Source organism: Vibrio sp. ABG19 (assembly GCF_029962385.1).
Lineage (GTDB): Bacteria > Pseudomonadota > Gammaproteobacteria > Enterobacterales > Vibrionaceae > Vibrio > Vibrio ostreae.
In genome coordinates this window covers 7,388-32,743 of sequence record NZ_CP071708.1, presented here as the reverse complement: position 1 = coordinate 32,743, position 25,356 = coordinate 7,388, and the positions used below count along the sequence as shown (strand labels likewise).

1 protein-coding gene is annotated in these 25,356 nt (G+C 56.8%); it reads left to right on the top strand.

Features of this window, described 5'->3' with window-relative positions; all coding sequences use genetic code 11:
- Nucleotides 1-157 precede the first annotated feature (157 nt).
- Nucleotides 158-25,336, top strand: coding sequence for an Ig-like domain-containing protein (locus tag J0X00_RS06255; protein ID WP_282477693.1), 25,179 nt, complete (start codon nt 158-160; stop codon nt 25,334-25,336).
- Nucleotides 25,337-25,356: the final 20 nt, after the last annotated feature.

Sequence of the window (25,356 nt, the reverse complement as noted above, 5' to 3'; positions counted from 1 at the left end):
TCGGAAATACGTCAAAAAAACGTTAACAGTACAACGTTTTAACCTTTGTTTAACTATGGATTAGTGCTAAATTTAACTGAATTTTTCCAGGATAAATGTATCGCACCAAGTTGCATACCTTGCGGTATATCATCTTCTATTATGTCCGAGGCTTTTTATGGGATTAAACTCTCTTGTCACTAGTGGAATTCTGTCTGCTAACCAAATGATTGTTATCGATCCGACTGGTAACGTCAGAATTGCGACCGTGGGTGAACGGCTACCACAGGGTACCGTTATTGTTCAAATCGGTAATGATGTGGATGATGACGCAGCGGTTCAAGCACAACTGGTTGATGCCAATAATATGCCTCAGGACATCACGGATGATGTGGCACAGATCTTTGCTGCACTAGAAGAGGGTCAGGACCCGACGCAGGTCGATGGCGATCTGGCTCCGGCTGCTGGTGGAGTGCTGAGTTCGGCAGTGACCGACTCAGCGACGATTGATCGTACTGACATTCAGATTATTGCCACAACGAACTTCGATACAACAGGACTGGAAAGTCTTGGCCTTTCACAAACGCAAAGTCTGGCGCTGACCAACTTAGTGACTGCAGACGCTGCAGACATCACTCTGGCTGTTGCCGGCACCGTTACTGTTGACCCGATCGCAGATGACGGGGTTATCAACTTTGATGAAAGCGAATCAACCATCACTGTCAGTGGTGCCGCGACTGGAGGCGATATCTCTGAAGGTGATACGGTGAGCATGCTCATCAACGGTACGTCTTATACGACGACTGTAGATGCCGATGGTAACTGGTCAGTGGATGTGGCCGGTAGCGATCTTGCTAACGATACAGAGTTTGATGTCACCGTGACATCAAGCAATGCTGATGGAAGTACGGTTGAGTCTAGCGCGACCTCTACTCATACCGTGGATCTGTCTGCGGATCAGGGAACCGTAAGTATCAACCCAATCACCGACGACAACACCATCAACAGTGACGAAAGCACCGGCCGCGTGACCGTGTCAGGGACGGCAACCGGCGGCGATATTGCCGAAGGCGACAGTGTGTCGATGGTGATTAATGGCAGCGAATACCGCACCACCGTCAACGACGATGGCAGCTGGTCGGTCGACGTGGACGGCGACGATTTAGTGAATGACAGCGAGTTTGATGTCGTTGTGACCTCAGGCGACGCCGCCGGTAACACCGTGGCATCAAGCGCGACCGCCAATTACAGCGTGGACCTGACCGCGGACGCGGGCACAGTGACGGTCAACCCAATCACCGACGACAACACCATCAACAGTGACGAAAGCACCGGCCGCGTGACCGTGTCAGGGACGGCAACCGGCGGCGATATTGCCGAAGGCGACAGTGTGTCGATGGTGATTAATGGCAGCGAATACCGCACCACCGTCAACGACGATGGCAGCTGGTCGGTCGACGTGGACGGCGACGATTTAGTGAATGACAGCGAGTTTGATGTCGTTGTGACCTCAGGCGACGCCGCCGGTAACACCGTGGCATCAAGCGCGACCGCCAATTACAGCGTGGACCTGACCGCGGACGCGGGCACAGTGACGGTCAACCCAATCACCGACGACAACACCATCAACAGTGACGAAAGCACCGGCCGCGTGACCGTGTCAGGGACGGCAACCGGCGGCGATATTGCCGAAGGCGACAGTGTGTCGATGGTGATTAATGGCAGCGAATACCGCACCACCGTCAACGACGATGGCAGCTGGTCGGTCGACGTGGACGGCGACGATTTAGTGAATGACAGCGAGTTTGATGTCGTTGTGACCTCAGGCGACGCCGCCGGTAACACCGTGGCATCAAGCGCGACCGCCAATTACAGCGTGGACCTGACCGCGGACGCGGGCACAGTGACGGTCAACCCAATCACCGACGACAACACCATCAACAGTGACGAAAGCACCGGCCGCGTGACCGTGTCAGGGACGGCAACCGGCGGCGATATTGCCGAAGGCGACAGTGTGTCGATGGTGATTAATGGCAGCGAATACCGCACCACCGTCAACGACGATGGCAGCTGGTCGGTCGATGTGGACGGCGACGATTTATTGAATGGCAGCGAGTTTGATGTCGTTGTGACCTCAGGCGACGCCGCCGGTAACACGGTGGCATCAAGCGCGACCGCCAATTACAGCGTGGACCTGACCGCGGACGCGGGCACAGTGACGGTCAACCCAATCACCGACGACAACACCATCAACAGTGACGAAAGCACCGGCCGCGTGACCGTGTCAGGGACGGCAACCGGCGGCGATATTGCCGAAGGCGACAGTGTGTCGATGGTGATTAATGGCAGCGAATACCGCACCACCGTCAACGACGATGGTAGCTGGTCGGTCGATGTGGACGGCGACGATTTAGTGAATGGCAGCGAGTTTGATGTCGTCGTGATTTCTGACGATGAAGCCGGCAATACGGTGGAATCTAGTACGACCGCGAACTATGAAGTTGATCAAAGCGCACCGGAAAATAATGACGGCAGCAACCGCATTGCGTTTATTGATGGCGGCGACGAACTGCTCAGCCGCAGCGAAGCGACCAGCGTGACCCTGACAGGTAAAGTCGAAGCCGATGCAACGGTGACGGGCATCACCATCACCGACGGGACGATCACATTAACGGTCAACAGCGATGACATCACCGTCGATGCAGACGGCAATGTCTCTGTCGCAGGCCAAAACTTGTCTGGCCTGAATGACGGCGAGCTGACCGTGACCATGAATGTCACCGACGCGGCCGGCAACCCGGGCGCCGTGACCGACACCACCGAACTGGATCAAAGTGCGCCCACCAACAACGATGGCGACAACATTATTGCGTTCAACGATGGCGGTGATGAGCTGCTGAATAGCAGCGAAGCAAGCAGCGTGACGTTGACCGGTAAAGTGGAAGCGGACGCGACGGTAACGGGCATCACCATTACTGACGGCGACACCACGCTGACTGTGGCGGCGGCAGATATCACGGTCGACGCAAACGGCAATGTGTCGGTCACAGGCCAGGACTTATCCGGCCTGAACGACGGCGAGCTGACCGTGACCATGAATGTGACCGACGCCGCCGGTAACCCGGGCGCGGTCACCGACACGACCAAACTAGATCAAAGTGCGCCGGAAAATAATGACGGCAGCAACAGCATTAACTTTGTTGATGGCGGAGATGAACTGCTGAGCCGCAGCGAAGCAAGCAGCGTGACGCTGACCGGTAAAGTGGAAGCGGACGCGACCGTCACTGGCATTACCATCACGGACGGCGACACCACGCTGACGGTTAACGCCAGCGATATTAGTGTGGATGCAGACGGCAATGTCTCTGTCAGTGGCCAGGACTTGTCCGGCCTGAACGACGGCGAGCTGACCGTGACCATGACTGTGACCGACGCCGCGGGCAACCCGGGCGCCGTGACCGACACCACCGAACTGGATCAAAGCGCACCGGAAAATAATGATGGCAGCAACCGCATTAACTTTGTTGATGGCGGAGATGAGCTGCTGAGCCGCAGCGAAGCGACCAGCGTGACGCTGACTGGTAAAGTGGAAGCGGACGCGACGGTAACGGGCATCACCATTACTGACGGCGACACCACGCTGACTGTGGCGGCGGCAGACATCACGGTCGATGCAGACGGCAATGTGTCGGTCATTGGTCAAAACTTGTCCGGCCTGAACGACGGCGAGCTGACCGTGACCATGACTGTGACCGACGCGGCGGGCAACCCGGGCGCGGTGACCGACACGACCGAACTGGATCAAAGCGCGCCAACCAACAACGATGGCAGCAACCGCATTAACTTTGTTGATGGTGGCGACGAACTGCTGAGCCGCAGCGAAGCGACCAGCGTGACGTTGACCGGTAAAGTGGAAGCGGACGCGACGGTGACGGGCATCACCATCACCGACGGGACGATCACATTAACGGTCAACAGCGATGACATCACCGTCGATGCAGACGGCAATGTGTCTGTGAGTGGCCAAAACTTGTCTGGCCTGAACGACGGCGAGCTGATCGTGACCATGAATGTGACTGACGCGGCGGGTAACCCGGGCACCGTGACCGACACCACCGAACTGGATCAAAGCGCACCGGAAAATAACGATGGTGACAACAGCATCGTGTTCAACGATGGCGGCGATGAATTGCTGAGCGGCAGCGAAGCGACCAGCGTGACCCTGACAGGGAAAGTGGAAGCTGATGCGACCGTGACTGGCATGACCATCACCGACGGGACGACCACATTGACGGTCAACAGTAATGACATCACCGTCGACGCAGACGGTAATGTCTCTGTCAGTGGTCAGGATTTGTCCGGCCTGAACGACGGCGAGCTGACCGTGACCATGACTGTGACCGACGCGGCCGGTAACCCGGGCGCCGTGACCGACACCACCGAACTGGATCAAAGCGCACCGGAAAATAACGATGGTGACAACAGCATCGTGTTCAACGATGGCGGCGATGAATTGCTGAGCGGCAGCGAAGCGACCAGCGTGACCCTGACAGGGAAAGTGGAAGCTGATGCGACCGTGACTGGCATGACCATCACCGACGGGACGACCACATTGACGGTCAACAGTAATGACATCACCGTCGACGCAGACGGTAATGTCTCTGTCAGTGGTCAGGATTTGTCCGGCCTGAACGACGGCGAGCTGACCGTGACCATGACTGTGACCGACGCGGCCGGTAACCCGGGCGCCGTGACCGACACCACCCAACTGGACCAAAGCGCTCCGGAAAATAATGACGGCAGCAACAGCATTAACTTTGTTGATGGCGGCGATGAGCTGCTGAGTAGCAGCGAAGCGACCAGTGTGACGTTGACCGGGAAAGTGGAAGCGGACGCGACGGTAACGGACATCACCATCACCGACGGGACGACCACATTAACGGTCGACAGCGATGACATCACGGTCGACGCAGACGGCAATGTCTCAGTAAGTGGCCAGGATCTGTCCGCTCTCAACGACGGCGAGCTGACCGTGACCATGAATGTGACTGACGCCGCGGGTAACCCGGGCGCGGTGACCGACACGACCGAACTGGATCAAAGCGCACCCACCAACAACGATGGCAGCAACCGCATTAACTTTGTTGATGGTGGCGACGAACTGCTGAGCCGCAGCGAAGCGACCAGCGTGACGTTGACCGGTAAAGTGGAAGCGGACGCGACGGTCACTGGCATGACCATTACTGATGGCAATACTACGCTGACTGTGGCGGCGGCAGACATCACGGTCGACGCAGACGGCAATGTCTCTGTGGCAGGCCAGGACTTGTCCGGCCTGAACGACGGCGAGCTGACCGTGACCATGACTGTCACTGACGCCGCGGGCAACCCGGGCACCGTGACCGACACGACCAAGCTGGATCAAAGTGCACCGGAAAATAACGATGGCAGCAACAGTATTGCGTTTAATGATGGCGGCGATGAGCTGCTGAGCCGCAGCGAAGCGACCAGCGTGACGTTGACCGGTAAAGTGGAAGCGGACGCGACGGTGACGGGCATCACCATCACCGACGGCGATACCACGCTGACGGTTAACGCCAGCGATATTAGTGTGGATACGGACGGCAATGTGTCGGTCATTGGCCAGGACTTGTCCGGCCTGAATGACGGCGAGCTGACCGTGATCATGAATGTGACCGACGCGGCGGGCAATTCGGGCGCCGTGACCGACACCACCAAACTGGATCAAAGTGCGCCAACCAACAACGATGGCAGCAACAGCATTAACTTTGTTGATGGCGGCGATGAGCTGCTGAGTAGCAGCGAAGCAAGCAGCGTGACGCTGACCGGTAAAGTGGAAGCGGACGCGACGGTCACGGGCATGACCATTACGGACGGCGATACCACGCTGACTGTGGCGGCGGCAGACATCACCGTCGACGCAGACGGCAATGTCTCTGTGGCAGGCCAGGACTTGTCCGGCCTGAACGACGGCGAGCTGATCGTGACCATGACTGTGACTGACGCGGCCGGTAACCCGGGCGCCGTGACCGATACCACCCAGCTGGATCAAAGTGCGCCCACCAACAACGATGGCAGCAACCGCATTAACTTTGTTGATGGCGGCGATGAGCTGCTGAGTAGCAGCGAAGCAAGCAGCGTGCCCCTGACCGGTAAAGTGGAAGCGGATGCGACGGTAACGGGCATCACCATCACCGACGGGACGACCACATTAACGGTCGACAGCGATGACATCACCGTCGACGCAGACGGCAATGTCTCTGTCGCAGGCCAGGACTTATCCGGCCTGAACGACGGCGAGCTGATCGTGACCATGAATGTGACTGACGCGGCGGGTAACCCGGGCGCAGTGACCGACACCACCGAGCTGGATCAAAGTGCGCCCACCAACAACGATGGCAGCAACAGCATTAACTTTGTTGATGGCGGCGACGAGCTGCTGAGCCGCAGCGAAGCGACCAGCGTGACGCTGACCGGTAAAGTGGAAGCGGATGCGACGGTAGCGGCGATCACCATCACCGACGGGACGACCACATTAACGGTCGACAGCGATGACATCACCGTCGACGCAGACGGCAATGTGTCTGTGAGTGGCCAAAACTTGTCTGGCCTGAACGACGGCGAGCTGACCGTGACCATGACTGTGACCGACGCGGCCGGTAACCCGGGCGCGGTGACCGACACCACCCAACTGGATCAAAGTGCACCGGAAAATAATGACGGCAGCAACAGCATCGCGTTCAACGATGGCGGCGATGAGCTGCTGAGTAGCAGCGAAGCAAGCAGCGTGACGCTGACCGGTAAAGTGGAAGCGGATGCGACGGTGACCGGTATGACCATCACCGACGGGACGACCACATTAACGGTCGACAGCGATGACATCTCCGTCGACGCAGACGGCAATGTCTTGGTCATTGGCCAGGATCTATCCGGCCTGAATGACGGCGAACTGACCGTGACCATGAGTGTCACTGACGCCGCGGGTAACCCGGGCGCCGTGACCGACACGACCGAACTGGATCAAAGCGCACCGGAAAATAACGATGGTGACAACAGCATCGTGTTCAACGATGGCGGCGATGAACTGCTGAGCCGCAGCGAAGCGACCAGCGTGACCCTGACAGGGAAAGTGGAAGCGGACGCGACGGTCACTGGCATGACCATTACGGACGGCGATACCACGCTGACTGTGGCGGCGGCAGACATCACGGTCGACGCAGACGGCAATGTCTCGGTCATTGGCCAGGATCTATCCGGCCTGAATGACGGTGAGCTGACCGTGACCATGAATGTGACTGACGCTGCGGGCAACCCGGGATCAGTCACCGACACCACCGAGCTGGATCAAAGTGCGCCGGAAAATAATGACGGCAGCAATAGCATCGCGTTCAACGATGGCGGCGATGAGCTGCTGAGCCGCAGCGAAGCGACCAGCGTGACGCTGACCGGTAAAGTGGAAGCGGACGCGACGGTAACGGCGATCACCATCACCGACGGGACGACCACATTAACGGTCGACAGCGATGATATCACCGTCGACGCAGACGGCAATGTCTCTGTCACAGGCCAGGACTTGTCCGGCCTGAACGACGGCGAGCTGACCGTGACCATGAATGTGACCGACGCGGCCGGCAATCCGGGTGCCGTCACCGACACGACCGAACTGGATCAAAGTGCGCCCACCAACAACGATGGCAGCAACAGCATTAACTTTGTTGATGGCGGCGACGAACTGCTGAGCCGCAGCGAAGCAAGCAGCGTGACGTTGACCGGTAAAGTGGAAGCCGATGCGACGGTGACCGGCATCACCATTACGGACGGCGACACCACGCTGACGGTTAACGCCAGCGATATTAGTGTGGATACGGACGGCAATGTCTCTGTTATTGGCCAGGATCTGTCCGCTCTCAATGACGGCGAGCTGATCGTGACCATGACTGTGACTGACGCGGCGGGTAACCCGGGCGCAGTGACCGACACCACCGAGCTGGATCAAAGTGCGCCCACCAACAACGATGGCAGCAACAGCATTAACTTTGTTGATGGCGGCGATGAACTGCTGAGTAGCAGCGAAGCAAGCAGCGTGACGTTGACCGGTAAAGTGGAAGCGGATGCGACGGTGACCGGTATCACCATCACCGACGGGACGATCACATTAACGGTCAACAGCGATGACATCACCGTCGATGCAGACGGCAATGTCTCTGTCGCAGGCCAAAACTTGTCTGGCCTGAATGACGGCGAGCTGACTGTGACCATGACTGTCACCGACGCCGCGGGCAACCCGGGCATCGTGACCGACACCACCCAACTGGATCAAAGTGCGCCCACCAACAACGATGGTAGCAACCGCATTAACTTTGTTGATGGCGGCGATGAACTGCTGAGCCGCAGCGAAGCGACCAGCGTGACCCTGACAGGGAAAGTGGAAGCGGACGCGACGGTAACGGCGATCACCATCACCGACGGGGCGACCACATTAACGGTCAACAGTAATGACATCTCCGTCGATGCAGACGGCAATGTCTCGGTCGCAGGCCAAAACTTGTCTGGCCTGAACGACGGCGAGCTGACCGTGACCATGAATGTGACTGACGCGGCCGGTAACCCGGGCGCGGTGACCGACACCACTAAGCTGGATCAAAGTGCGCCGGAAAATAACGATGGTGACAACAGCATCGCGTTCAACGATGGCGGCGACGAGCTGCTGAGCCGCAGCGAAGCGACCAGCGTGACGCTGACCGGTAAGGTGGAAGCGGACGCGACCGTGACCGGCATCACCATCACCGACGGCACGACCACATTGACGGTCAACAGTAATGACATCACGGTCGACGCAGACGGCAATGTCTCAGTGAGTGGCCAGGATCTGTCCGCTCTCAACGACGGCGAGCTGACCGTGACCATGAATGTGACTGACGCGGCCGGCAACCCGGGCGCGGTCACCGACACCACCGAACTGGATCAAAGTGCGCCGGAAAATAACGATGGCCGCAATAGCATCGCGTTCAACGATGGCGGCGATGAACTGCTGAGCCGCAGCGAAGCGACCAGTGTGACGTTGACCGGTAAGGTGGAAGCGGACGCGACCGTGACTGGCATCACCATTACGGACGGCGACACCACGCTGACTGTGGCGGCGGCAGACATCACGGTCGATGCAGACGGCAATGTGTCTGTGAGTGGCCAAAACTTGTCTGGCCTGAACGACGGTGAGCTGACCGTGACCATGAATGTCACTGACGCGGCCGGTAACCCGGGCGCCGTGACTGACACCACCCAGCTGGATCAAAGTGCGCCCACCAACAACGATGGCAGCAACCGTATTGTGTTCGACGATGGCGGCGATGAGCTGCTGAGTAGCAGCGAAGCGAGCAGTGTGACGTTGACCGGTAAAGTGGAAGCGGATGCGACGGTAACGGGCATCACCATCACCGACGGTACCACCACATTAACGGTCGACAGCGATGACATCTCCGTCGACGCAGACGGCAATATCTCTGTCGCAGGCCAGGATCTGTCCGACCTGAACGACGGCGAACTGACTGTGACCATGAGTGTCACCGACGCGGCCGGTAACCCGGGCGCGGTGACTGACACCACCAAACTGGATCAAAGCGCACCGGAAAATAATGACGGCAGCAACAGCATTAACTTTGTTGATGGCGGCGATGAACTGCTGAGCCGCAGCGAAGCGACCAGCGTGACCCTGACAGGGAAAGTGGAAGCGGACGCGACGGTGACGGGCATCACCATTACGGACGGCGATACCACGCTGACTGTGGCGGCGGCAGACATCACGGTCGATGCAGAAGGCAATGTCTCGGTCACAGGCCAGGACTTATCCGGTCTGAACGACGGCGAGCTGACCGTGACCATGAATGTGACCGACGCGGCCGGTAACCCGGGCGCGGTGACCGACACCACCCAACTGGATCAAAGCGCACCGGAAAATAATGACGGCAGCAACAGCATTAACTTTGTTGATGGCGGTGATGAGCTGCTGAGTAGCAGCGAAGCGACCAGCGTGACGCTGACCGGTAAAGTAGAAGCGGATGCGACGGTAACGGGCATCACCATCACCGACGGGACGACCACATTAACGGTCGACAGCGATGACATCACCGTCGACGCAGACGGCAATGTCTCTGTCGCAGGCCAGGACTTATCCGGCCTGAACGACGGCGAGCTGATCGTGACCATGAATGTGACTGACGCGGCGGGTAACCCGGGCGCAGTGACCGACACCACCGAGCTGGATCAAAGTGCGCCCACCAACAACGATGGCAGCAACAGCATTAACTTTGTTGATGGCGGCGATGAGCTGCTGAGTAGCAGCGAAGCAAGCAGCGTGACGTTGACCGGTAAAGTGGAAGCGGATGCGACCGTGACCGGTATCACCATCACCGACGGGACGACCACATTGACGGTCAACAGTAATGACATCTCGGTCGACGCAGACGGCAGTGTCTCTGTCATTGGCCAGGACTTGTCCGGCCTGAATGACGGCGAGCTGACCGTGACCATGAATGTCACCGACGCGGCCGGCAACCCGGGCGCCGTGACCGACACCACCGAGCTGGATCAAAGTGCGCCGGAAAATAATGACGGGAGCAATAGCATTGCGTTTAATGATGGCGGCGACGAGCTGCTGAGTAGCAGCGAAGCAAGCAGCGTGACGTTGACCGGTAAAGTGGAAGCGGACGCGACGGTAACGGGCATGACCATCACCGACGGGGCGACCACATTAACGGTCAACAGTAATGACATCTCCGTCGATGCAGACGGCAATGTCTCGGTCGCAGGCCAGGACTTATCCGGCCTGAACGACGGCGAGCTGATCGTGACCATGAATGTGACCGACGCGGCCGGCAACCCGGGCGCGGTCACCGACACCACCGAGCTGGATCAAAGCGCGCCCACCAACAACGATGGCCGCAATAGCATCGCGTTCAACGATGGCGGAGACGAGCTGCTGAGCCGCAGCGAAGCGAGCAGCGTGACGTTGACCGGTAAAGTGGAAGCGGATGCGACGGTAACGGGCATCACCATTACGGACGGCGACACCACGCTGACTGTGGCGGCGGCAGACATCACGGTCGACGCAGACGGCAATGTCTCGGTCATTGGCCAGGACTTATCCGGCCTGAACGACGGCGAGCTGACCGTGACCATGAATGTCACTGACGCCGCGGGCAACCCGGGCGCGGTGACCGACACCACTAAGCTGGATCAAAGTGCGCCCACCAACAACGATGGCAGCAACAGCATTGCGTTCAACGATGGCGGTGATGAACTGCTGAGCCGCAGCGAAGCAAGCAGCGTGACGTTGACCGGTAAAGTGGAAGCGGACGCGACCGTCACTGGCATCACCATCACCGACGGCGACACCATGCTGACTGTAGCGGCGGCAGACATCACCGTCGACGCAGACGGCAATGTGTCGGTCATTGGCCAGGACTTGTCCGGTCTGAATGACGGCGAGCTGACCGTCATCATGAATGTCACTGACGCTGCGGGCAACCCGGGCGCGGTGACCGACACCACCGAACTGGATCAAAGTGCGCCAGTCAACAACGATGGCCGCAACAGCATCGCGTTCAACGATGGCGGCGATGAGCTGCTGAGTAGCAGCGAAGCAAGCAGCGTGACGCTGACCGGTAAAGTGGAAGCGGACGCGACCGTGACTGGCATCACCATTACTGACGGCGACACGACGCTGACGGTTAACGCCAGCGATATTAGCGTCGATGCAGACGGCAATGTCTCTGTCACAGGCCAGGACTTATCCGGCCTGAACGACGGCGAGCTGACCGTGACCATTAATGTGACCGACGCCGCAGGCAACCCGGGCGCCGTGACCGACACCACCGAGCTGGATCAAAGTGCGCCGGAAAATAATGACGGCAGCAACAGCATTAACTTTGTTGATGGCGGCGATGAACTGCTGAGTAGCAGCGAGGCGACCAGCGTGACGCTGACCGGTAAAGTGGAAGCGGACGCGACCGTGACCGGCATCACCATTACGGACGGCGACACCACGCTGACGGTTAACGCCAGCGATATTAGTGTGGATGCAGACGGCAATGTCTCTGTCACAGGCCAGGACTTGTCCGGCCTGAACGACGGCGAACTGACCGTGACCATGAATGCGACCGACGCCGCCGGCAACCCGGGCGCCGTGACCGACACCACTAAGCTGGATCAAAGCGTGCCCACCAACAACGATGGCAGCAACAGCATTAACTTTGTTGATGGCGGCGACGAGCTGCTGAGCCGCAGCGAAGCGACCAGCGTGACGTTGACCGGTAAAGTGGAAGCGGATGCGACGGTAACGGCGATCACCATCACCGACGGGACGACCACATTAACGGTCGACAGCGATGACATCACGGTCGACGCAGACGGCAATGTCTCTGTCATTGGCCAGGACTTGTCCGGCCTGAACGACGGCGAGCTGACCGTGACCATGAATGTGACCGACGCCGCGGGTAACCCGGGCGCGGTGACCGACACCACCCAACTGGATCAAAGCGCACCGGAAAATAACGATGGCCGCAACAGCATCGCGTTCAACGATGGCGGCGACGAACTGCTGAGCCGCAGCGAAGCAAGCAGCGTGACGTTGACCGGTAAAGTGGAAGCGGATGCCACCGTGACCGGTATGACCATTACCGATGGCACGACCACATTGACGGTCAACAGTGATGACATCACGGTCGACGCAGACGGCAATGTGTCTGTGAGTGGCCAAAACTTGTCTGGCCTGAACGACGGTGAGCTGACCGTGACCATGAATGTGACTGACGCGGCCGGCAACCCGGGCGCGGTGACTGACACCACCGAGCTGGATCAAAGCGCACCGGAAAATAACGATGGTGACAACAGCATCGCGTTCAACGATGGCGGCGATGAGCTGCTGAGTAGCAGCGAAGCAAGCAGCGTGACGCTGACCGGTAAAGTGGAAGCGGATGCGACGGTGACCGGTATGACCATCACGGACGGCGACACCACGCTGACGGTTAACGCCAGCGATATTAGTGTGGATGCAGACGGCAATGTCTCTGTCGCAGGCCAGGACTTGTCCGGCCTGAATGACGGCGAGCTGACCGTGACCATGAATGTGACTGACGCGGCCGGTAACCCGGGCGCGGTGACCGATACCACCGAGCTGGATCAAAGTGCGCCCACCAACAACGATGGCAGTAATAGCATCGCGTTCAACGATGGCGGCGATGAGCTGCTGAGCCGCAGCGAAGCGACCAGCGTGACGTTGACCGGTAAAGTGGAAGCGGATGCGACGGTGACCGGTATCACCATTACGGACGGCGACACCACGCTGACGGTTAACGCCAGCGATATTAGTGTGGATGCAGACGGCAATGTCTCGGTCACAGGCCAGGACTTATCCGGCCTGAACGACGGTGAGCTGACCGTGACCATGAATGTGACTGACGCGGCCGGTAACCCGGGCGTCGTGACCGACACCACCGAGCTGGATCAAAGCGCACCGGAAAATAATGACGGCAGCAACAGCATCGCGTTCAACGATGGCGGCGACGAGCTGCTGAGCCGCAGCGAAGCGACCAGCGTGACGTTGACCGGTAAAGTGGAAGCGGACGCGACGGTAACGGACATCACCATTACGGACGGCGACACGACGCTGACTGTAGCGGCGGCAGACATCACGGTCGACGCAGACGGCAATGTGTCTGTGAGTGGCCAAAACTTGTCTGGCCTGAACGACGGTGAGCTGATCGTGACCATGAATGTCACTGACGCCGCCGGCAACCCGGGCGCCGTGACCGACACCACCAAGCTGGATCAAAGCGCGCCCACCAACAACGATGGCGACAACAGCATTGCGTTCAACGATGGCGGCGATGAGCTGCTGAGCCGCAGCGAAGCAAGCAGCGTGACGTTGACCGGTAAAGTGGAAGCGGACGCCACCGTGACCGGCATGACCATTACCGATGGCACGACCACATTGACGGTCAACAGTGATGACATCACGGTCGACGCAGACGGCAATGTCTCTGTCGCAGGTCAGGACTTGTCCGGCCTGAACGACGGCGAGCTGACCGTGACCATGAATGTGACCGACACCGCGGGTAACCCGGGTACCGTGACCGACACCACCGAACTGGATCAAAGCGCACCGGAAAATAATGACGGCAGCAACAGCATTAACTTTGTTGATGGCGGTGATGAGCTGCTGAGCCGCAGCGAAGCGAGCAGTGTAACGCTGACCGGTAAAGTGGAAGCGGATGCGACGGTGACCGGCATCACCATCACCGACGGGACGACCGAATTAACGGTCGACAGCGATGACATTACGGTCGATGCAAACGGCAATGTCTCGGTCATTGGCCAGGACTTATCCGGCCTGAACGACGGCGAGCTGACCGTGACCATGAATGTGACCGACGCCGCGGGCAACCCGGGCATCGTGACCGACACCACCAAGCTGGATCAAAGTGCGCCCACCAACAACGATGGCAGCAACAGCATTAACTTTGTTGATGGCGGCGATGAACTGCTGAGCCGCAGCGAAGCGAGCAGCGTGACGTTGACCGGTAAAGTGGAAGCGGATGCGACCGTGACCGGTATGACCATCACCGACGGGACGACCACATTGACGGTCAACAGTAATGACATCACCGTCGACGCAGACGGCAATGTCTCTGTCAGTGGCCAGGACTTGTCCGGCCTGAACGACGGCGAGCTGATCGTGACCATGAATGTGACTGACGCGGCCGGTAACCCGGGCGCGGTGACCGACACCACCCAACTGGATCAAAGTGCGCCGGAAAATAATGACGGCAGCAACAGCATTAACTTTGTTGATGGCGGTGATGAGCTACTGAGTAGCAGCGAAGCGACCAGCGTGACGTTGACCGGTAAAGTGGAAGCGGATGCGACCGTCACTGGCATTACCATTACGGACGGCGACACCACGCTGACGGTTAACGCCAGCGATATTAGTGTGGATACGGACGGCAATGTCTCTGTCGCAGGCCAGGACTTATCCGGTCTGAATGACGGCGAACTGACCGTGACCATGAATGTGACTGACGCGGCGGGTAACCCGGGCGCCGTGACCGACACCACCGAGCTGGATCAAAGTGCGCCGGAAAGTAATGACGGCAGCAACAGCATTGCGTTCAACGATGGCGGCGATGAACTGCTGAGCAGCAGCGAAGCGACCAGCGTGACGTTGACCGGTAAAGTCGAGGCGGATGCGACCGTGACCGGCATGACCATTACCGACGGGGCGACCACATTGACGGTCGACAGCGATGACATCACGGTCGACGCAGACGGCAATGTCTCTGTGGCAGGCCAGGACTTGTCCGGCCTGAACGACGGCGAGCTGACCGTGACCATGAATGTCACTGACGCGGCCGGTAACCCGGGCGCCGTGACCGATACCACCCAGCTGGATCAAAGTGCGCCGGAAAATAATGACGGCAGCAATAGCATCGCGTTCAACGATGGCGGCGATGAGCTGCTGAGCCGCAGCGAAGCGACCAGCGTGACGCTGACCGGTAAAGTGGAAGCGGATGCGACGGTGACCGGTATGACCATCACCGACGGGACGACCACATTAACGGTCGACAGCGATGACATCACGGTCGATGCAGACGGCAATGTGTCTGTGAGTGGCCAAAACTTGTCTGGCCTGAACGACGGCGAGCTGATCGTGACCATGAATGTGACTGACGCCGCGGGTAACCCGGGCATCGTGACCGACACCACCGAGCTGGATCAAAGTGCGCCCACCAACAACGATGGCAGCAACAGCATTAACTTTGTTGATGGCGGCGACGAACTGCTGAGCCGCAGCGAAGCAAGCAGCGTGACGTTGACCGGTAAAGTGGAAGCGGACGCGACGGTAACGGCGATCACCATTACTGACGGCGACACCACGCTGACGGTTAACGCCAGCGATATTAGTGTGGATACGGACGGCAATGTCTCTGTCAGTGGCCAGGACTTGTCCGGCCTGAACCACGGCGAGCTGATCGTGACCATGAATGTGACTGACGCGGCCGGTAACCCGGGCGCGGTGACCGACACCACCCAACTGGATCAAAGCGCACCGGAAAATAATGACGGCAGCAACAGCATTAACTTTGTTGATGGCGGCGACGAACTGCTCAGCCGCAGCGAAGCGACCAGCGTGACGCTGACCGGTAAAGTAGAAGCGGACGCGACGGTAACGGGCATCACCATTACGGACGGCGATACCACGCTGACTGTGGCGGCGGCAGACATCACGGTCGATGCAGAAGGCAATGTCTCGGTCACAGGCCAGGACTTATCCGGTCTGAACGACGGCGAGCTGACCGTGACCATGAATGTGACCGACGCGGCCGGTAACCCGGGCGCGGTGACCGACACCACCCAGCTGGATCAAAGTGCGCCCACCAACAACGATGGCAGCAACAGCATTAACTTTGTTGATGGCGGCGATGAACTGCTGAGCCGCAGCGAAGCGAGCAGCGTGACGTTGACTGGTAAAGTGGAAGCGGACGCGACCGTGACCGGCATCACCATCACCGACGGGACGACCACATTGACGGTCAACAGTAATGACATCACCGTCGACGCAGACGGCAATGTCTCTGTCAGTGGCCAGGACTTGTCCGGCCTGAACGACGGCGAGCTGATCGTGACCATGAATGTGACTGACGCCGCGGGTAACCCGGGCGCGGTGACCGACACGACTGAACTGGATCAAAGCGCACCGGAAAATAATGACGGCAGCAACAGCATTAACTTTGTTGATGGCGGCGATGAACTGCTGAGCCGCAGCGAAGCGACCAGCGTGACGTTGACCGGTAAAGTGGAAGCGGACGCGACGGTGACGGGCATCAACATCACCGACGGGACGATCACATTAACGGTCAACAGCGATGACATCACCGTCGATGCAGACGGCAATGTCTCTGTCGCAGGCCAGGACTTATCCGGTCTGAACGACGGCGAGCTGACCGTGACCATGACTGTGACCGACGCGGCGGGCAACCCGGGCGCGGTCACCGACACCACCCAACTGGACCAAAGCGCACCGGAAAATAACGATGGTGACAACAGCATCGCGTTCGACGATGGCGGCGATGAACTGCTGAGCCGCAGCGAAGCGACCAGTGTGACGTTGAGCGGTAAGGTGGAAGCGGACGCGACCGTCACTGGCATCACCATTACGGACGGCGACACCACGCTGACGGTTAACGCCAGCGATATTAGTGTGGATGCAGACGGCAATGTGTCTGTGAGTGGCCAAAACTTGTCTGGCCTGAACGACGGCGAGCTGACCGTGACCATGACTGTGACCGACGCCGCGGGTAACCCGGGCGCGGTGACCGACACCACCCAACTGGATCAAAGCGCACCGGAAAATAATGACGGCAGCAACAGCATTAACTTTGTTGATGGTGGCGACGAACTGCTCAGCAGCAGCGAAGCAAGCAGCGTGACGTTGACCGGTAAAGTGGAAGCGGACGCGACGGTAACGGCGATCACCATCACCGACGGGACGACCACATTAACGGTCGACAGCGATGACATCACGGTCGACGCAGACGGCAATGTCTCTGTCAGTGGCCAGGACTTGTCCGGCCTGAACGACGGCGAGCTGACCGTGACCATGACTGTGACCGACGCGGCGGGTAACCCGGGCGCCGTGACCGACACCACCGAACTGGATCAAAGCGCACCGGAAAATAATGACGGCAGCAACAGCATTAACTTTGTTGATGGTGGCGACGAACTGCTCAGCAGCAGCGAAGCGAGCAGCGTGACGTTGACCGGTAAAGTGGAAGCGGACGCGACGGTCACTGGCATCACCATCACCGACGGGACCACCACATTGACGGTCGACAGCGATGACATCTCTGTCGACTCAGACGGTAATGTCTCTGTCATTGGCCAGGACTTATCCGGCCTGAACGACGGCGAGCTGACCGTGACCATGAATGTGACTGACACGGCCGGTAACCCGGGCGCGGTGACCGACACCACCCAGCTGGATCAAAGCGCACCGGAAAATAACGATGGCAGCAACAGCATTAACTTTGTTGATGGCGGCGATGAACTGCTGAGCCGCAGCGAAGCGACCAGCGTGACGTTGACCGGTAAAGTGGAAGCGGATGCGACCGTGACTGGCATCACCATCACCGACGGGGCGACCACATTGACGGTCGACAGCGATGACATCACGGTCGACGCAGACGGCAATGTCTCTGTCACAGGCCAGGACTTATCCGGCCTGAATGACGGCGAGCTGACGGTGACCATGAATGTGACCGACGCCGCGGGCAACCCGGGCGCGGTGACCGACACCACCGAACTGGATAAAAGTGCACCGGAAAATAATGACGGCAGCAACAGCATCGCGTTCAACGATGGCGGCGATGAACTGCTGAGCCGCAGCGAAGCGAGCAGCGTGACGTTGACCGGTAAAGTGGAAGCCGATGCGACGGTAACGGGCATCACCATTACGGACGGCGACACCACGCTGACGGTTAACGCCAGCGATATTAGTGTGGACGCAAGCGGCAATGTCTCGGTCACAGGCCAGGACTTGTCCGGCCTGAACGACGGCGAGCTGAGCGTGACCATGAATGTGACTGACGCGGCCGGTAACCCGGGCGCGGTGACCGACACCACTAAGCTGGACCAAAGCGCGCCCACCAACAACGATGGCAGCAACAGCATTAACTTTGTTGATGGCGGCGATGAACTGCTGAGCCGCAGCGAAGCGAGCAGTGTGACGCTGACTGGTAAAGTGGAAGCGGATGCCACCGTGACGGGCATCACCATCACCGACGGGGCGACCACATTGACGGTCGACAGCGATGACATCTCTGTCGACTCAGACGGTAATGTCTCTGTCATTGGCCAGGACTTGTCCGGTCTGAATGACGGCGAGCTGACCGTGACCATGAATGTGACCGACGCCGCGGGCAATCCGGGCGCCGTGACCGACACCACCCAGCTGGATCAAAGCGCTCCGGAAAATAACGATGGCCGCAACCGCATTGCGTTCAACGATGGCGGCGATGAGCTGCTGAGCCGCAGCGAAGCAAGCAGCGTGACGTTGACCGGTAAAGTGGAAGCGGATGCGACGGTGACCGGTATGACCATCACCGACGGGACGACCACATTAACGGTCAACAGTGATGACATCACGGTCGATGCAGACGGCAATGTCTCTGTCACAGGCCAGGACTTATCCGGTCTGAACGACGGCGAGCTGACCGTGACCATGAATGTGACCGACGCCGCGGGCAACCCGGGCATCGTGACCGACACCACCAAGCTGGATCAAAGTGCGCCCACCAACAACGATGGCAGCAACAGCATTAACTTTGTTGATGGCGGCGATGAACTGCTGAGCCGCAGCGAAGCGACCAGCGTGACGTTGACCGGTAAAGTGGAAGCGGACGCGACCGTGACCGGCATCACCATCACCGACGGGACGACCACATTGACGGTCAACAGCGATGACATCTCCGTCGACGCAAACGGCAATGTCTCTGTCGCAGGCCAGGACTTGTCCGGCCTGAACGACGGCGATCTGACCGTGACCATGAATGTGACCGACGCCGCGGGCAACCCGGGCGCCGTGACCGACACCACCGAACTGGACCAAAGCGCACCGGAAAATAATGACGGCAGCAACAGCATCGCGTTCAACGATGGCGGCGATGAGCTGCTGAGCGACAGCGAAGCCACCAGCGTGACGTTGACCGGTAAAGTGGAAGCGGACGCGACGGTAACGGGCATCAGCATCACCGACGGCGACACGACGCTGACGGTTAACGCCAGCGATATTAGTGTGGATGCAGACGGCAATGTCTCTGTCGCAGGCCAGGACTTGTCCGGCCTGAACGACGGCGAACTGACCGTGACCATGACTGTGACCGACGCGGCCGGTAACCCGGGCGCGGTGACCGACACCACCGAGCTGGATCAGACCGGTCCTTCTCCTATAGCTAACAGCATTGTGTTTGAAGACGGCGGCGATAACTTCGTCAACAGTGATGAAGCGAGCAGCGTCGACCTGACCGGTGAAGTGGAAGCGGGCCACCGCGTGAGCCGCATAGTAATCAGTGATGGTAATGCTGAGCACGATATCGTAGTGGCTGACGAAGATATCTTGGTGGCTGCGGACGGCACGGTGACCGTGGCGGATCAGGATTTATCCGGATTCAACGAAGGCACACTGACCGTCACCATGACCGTGGTCGACCCAGCGGGCAATGACCTGGCGGTGACGGATACCACGGTGCTGGATCTGACTTTTGCTACTGCAGGTAACGCTACAAACGATGATGCGGTAACTAAAGAGGATACCGCGATAACGGTTGACGTTTTGGCGAACGATTCTGACTCCACTTACAGCGGAGAGCTGACTTTGGTTGCCGGATCTGTCTCTTTGGCAGAAGGCTTTGAAAATGCAGGTACAGTGGCAATTGTTAACAACCAGATTGTCTTTACACCGGCAAATAACTTCAGTGGTGAAGATATCGTCGTGAATTACACCGCGATGGATGCTGAAGGCAATACTGCTAATGCGACACTGACTTTGGATGTTACACCAGTTGCAGATGCGCCTAAATTTGAAGACTCTGCTGTCAATTCGAATCCGGGAGATGGTCTGACTATAGAGACCTGGACCGGAGTTTATCCAGAAGATTCTCAAGGTAACTGGGATGGCTCAGGTGTCTCTGCTGATCGACTGGAAGCTGTGGTGCGTGCTTATGTGAGTGGAAGTGCTACCGCTGATAGTTATAACTCTTCAACCATTCAGACCGTGACAGGAAGTACCTACAGTGGTCAGGGGACATTAACGGTTATTTCCGGGTTCATTTATCTTGAGGCGAATACCGTGTATGCCTTTGGTGGTCAAGCCGATGACAGCCTGTATGTGAAAGTCGGAAGTGATATCGACGCTTCGGCAACGTGGGGAACTGGGGCACAAGTTTCAGGTGATACGGTGATGGTGGAAGAGTCCGGCTACTATCCAATTGAAATCGCGCATCACAATGAACACGCTGATGGCTCTTATGAGGTTAATATTACCGCGAATGGTGTTACATCGAGCTTAAGTACTGAGCACTTCTCGCTGTTTAGCGATATGGATGCCATTGTTGAATCTGGTATACGTTTAGGCGGGACCGTCAGCGACGAACAAGGGAACCTGGATCACTACATTGCCTATTCAGTTAACGAGGGCGATGAAGACACAAGTATTCCATTGACGTCATTCACTGTAGATGTGACAGATGACTCTGAAACGATAACCGAGGTGACTGTAACCGGAGCTCCGGTCGGAACGGTACTCACTGACGGAACCAATACGATTACTTTTGTCACTGAAGGTCAGGTGATTTCAGTTAAGGACTTTGATTTCGAAAACATGTCACTGACGCCGCCGCAAGATTTTAACGGCACGATCAATCTAACCTTAACCGCCACTTCGACAGAAGGGGAACGGGCTGCGGTTGAGTCAGAACAGAGTGCTACAGCGACAAAACAGATCAGCGTTGAAGTGCATCCGGTAAATGATGCGCCAGAGTTGGAAAATATCACCTCTGTTTCGGTATCTGAAGAGGGACTACCTGATGGAAATCCTGATAACAATGGTCCTGTGGATACGACAGACAACAAACAAGCGAGCGGAACATTCGATGTCAGTGATGTTGATGGCGATTCTCTGGTACTGTCACTATCCAGTTCTGCGAGTTTGACCTGCGGTGGCGAAGACGTTGTCTGGCTTTGGGATACTGATAGCAACACCTTAATTGGTTATGTTGGCGAAATTGGTGGTGACGATTATCAGTCTGTGGTGACGGTAACTCTGACCGAGCCACAAGCGGGTTCAACCCAATGGAGCTATGGTGTTGAATTACAGGCACCGCTTGATCATCCTGATACCAGTTCAGAAGACGTTGTTGATTTTAATGTGACATTGGCAGTCTCAGACGGGCAAACTGTAACGCAAGGCACTATCAATATTGCGGTTGAGGATGACTCACCGATTGCAGGGTACATCCCGTCACAGGCACTAACCATCAACAATATTCCGGATATTCTGGTTGGTGAATTTAATCTGAGTAATTACAGCCCTGCGGCTAATCAGGGATTCACTATCAGCGCGAGAAGTTTTGCTTCGGACAATGATTTGACCTTGGTCGATGGAACGGTTACTTCGTCCCACGAAGGTATTGGTGTTAGTGGTCCATCGCCTTATCACCGTTTAGATAATGAAGTGGATTATCGTGAGCTTGGTGGTGAAGGTGCATCGGAAGAGATCATCATTACGCTGGACGAGGGCACGGTTGCGTACGGCTTTAATGTAGATTTCGGTTACTTCTATGGTGGTGAAAAAGAGTCGGGTGAAGTTGAGTTCTGGCGTGATGGGGTACTGATTTCGACTCAGACTTTTGAATCTGAAGATGACGGTGGTAATCAGTCAGCAGATTTTGTCCTGGCTAAAGATGGTGGCTTTGACAAAGTGGTTATCCGGGCCACGGACAATGGGGTTGGTAACCACAGCGACAACAGCGATTTCACCATTAAGTCGATAGAGTTTCTTGGCTCAGATACGACCGAACCTCAATCGATTGCTTATGGAAGCGGACAGGTTGATGTTGATTGGGGGGCTGATGGTGCAGGTTCTATCTCGTTGGGCTTTAATGATGCGGATTGGGTGAATTCTTCAAATGTAACCATCGTCACGAATGGAAACCGGACCAACACTATTACAGGCGAAGGCATTGATGGCTCATTAGTATTCCGATTGGAATTCACGCCGGCAACAGGACAATGGGAGTTCTATCAGTATCAGGCAATGTCGGCCACTGATGGTGACACAGATATTAATTTCACTGTCTATGCCACAGATGGTGATGGTGATATTACGCTTGGCGGCTTTGCTGTTACTCCGCTAACACCTCCCACAGTCAGTAATCTGATGCTGACTGTCTCGGAAGAAGGTCTGGACATCGGTATTGCGGATTCTTCATTGGATCAGCCAAACCATGGCACCACTGATTCTGTCACGGATGAAGGTGATGTTACGTTTACTGGTCAAGGGACATTGTCACTTGGTAAACCGGATGAGAGTTTAACGTCCAATGGACATACGATTCACTGGCAGTTGTCGACCGATGGTCAGACTCTGAGCGGCTCAGCAAACGGCTCTCAGGTGATTGAAGTCGTGGTGGACAGTACTGGGCACGTAAGCACCAAACTATTCGGAGCGATTGACCATCCTCAGGGTGCAGACAGTCTGACTGTTAATGTGCCGGTTACTGCGACAAACGGTGTTGGCTCAACTTCGGGTAACATTGCGGTTGTGATTGAAGATGATGCGCCGGTAGCACAGGAAATCGTTCAGGTAGCAGAATCAGAAGTGAAGCAGGGTGCGAACGTTCAGTTAATGCTTGATTTGTCCGGCTCGATGGCGGGAGAGCGTCTTACTGTGATGAAAGCGTCTGTGACCGAGCTTCTTCATCAATATGAGCAACTAGGTGAGACGCGTGTACAGCTCATCACATTTAATGACAGTGCAAAAGTAGAATCTGAGTCGTATGGAAAGGGACAACACAAATACACGACCTACTGGCTGAGCGTTGACGAGGCTTTGGAAAAAATCAGTAAATTGGGGACCGGTGGTCAAACCGATTACGATGATGCTTTAGATAAAGCAGAGCGTTTTTGGGCAAGTTCTGGAAGTTTGGACAATGCAACCAACGTAAGTTATTTCTTGTCTGATGGAGAACCAACAGGTGAGGATCGCCACTGGCTTGATCTATTCCGTTTTTTTGATAATCCGAACGCAATTAGCGTGAGCGAGGCTAATCAATGGACTGACTATCTGACAGCCAACAAGATAACAAGCCATGCCTACGGTATCGGCACGAACTTAAATACCGACCAGCTGAACTTGGTCGCTTATGATGGGTTTACATCAAGCAATACTGATGCCATTACGGTGGCGGATGTATCACAACTGCCGCCGGTTATGCTGCAATCGGTGATTAAGCCGATTGAAGGGTCGGTGGTCAGCAGTGGAAATGGTGCAGGGTTTGGTGCCGACGGTGGCTTGGTTAGCGCAATATCGATTAATGGTGTTACGTTTAGTTTTGATGGTTCTACTGTGCAGCAATCCGCCTATTCATCTGATGTATCGGCGGTGATTAACTACCACACTAATGTGTTATCCATCTATATCGATAATAAGCACTCACTGGTGATCGACCTCGACGACGGCAGTTACCGTTTCTATGGTGCGGCAGACGAGACACCGCAGCGCATCGAGTTCGGTTATACTCTGACCGATAACGATGGAGATTCCAGCTCCAGCACCATGACGTTTGTCACCGGTTATGACATCAACTCCACGCTTGATGCTGTTGATACCGTACATGTATACAATGATGGCGATTCGGTCCAATGGTCTTCGGTTCCTGTGGCTATCGCGAGTACATCCAGCAGTGTTGACTACAGTGAAAATGGCCTTGTAGTAAACGTCGGTGCCGGTGGTGATGATGTGTTCCTTGGCGATGGTGATGACGTTATCTTCCTTGGCGACAGCCATATTGAAGGTCTGGATGACAATGCCACTGCTGCACAGAAGCAAGCAGCTGCCCAGGAAGTCATGGAGGCCTTTGGCTCGGGTCATGACAGTGATTGGCTGGTCGATGCTGATGATGAAGACAGTGCACTGAATATAAGCGCAGCAAGTAATGCCTATGTGGATATTGCGCACGGCGGCGGCGGTGATGACTACATCTATGGCGAAGGTGGTGTCGATGTTATCTTCGGCGGCTCTGGTAATGATCATCTGTTCGGTGGTGACGGCAACGATACCTTACGTGGCGGCACGGGCGATGACGTACTTAACGGCGGCGCCGGTGATGACATCCTGGTGGGTGGTCTGGGTAACGATATCCTGACCGGTGGTGAAGGTAATGACCTGTTTGTGTTTGATGGCGAGTTCCAGAATGACCATGAATACAAACACCAGATGGATGTGATTACTGATTTCCACCAGGGTGACAAGCTGGATCTGTCACAGATGATGGAAGATCTGGGAAGTGATTCGATGGAAGATCTGCTGGCACACGTTAATGTCAAAGTGGAAGACAACGACATCGAACTGACGTTTGAAACCGGTACGGGTGAAGAGAGTCACAGCCAGTCTATCGTGTTGAGTGGAAGTGCGAGTCAGTTTGGTCTTAACGACCAGTCGAGTAGCTCGGATATCACTAGCATGCTGCTGAGCGATATCATTAAGCACGATCCAACAAACAGCTAGTACTGTTCAGGTAAGTATGT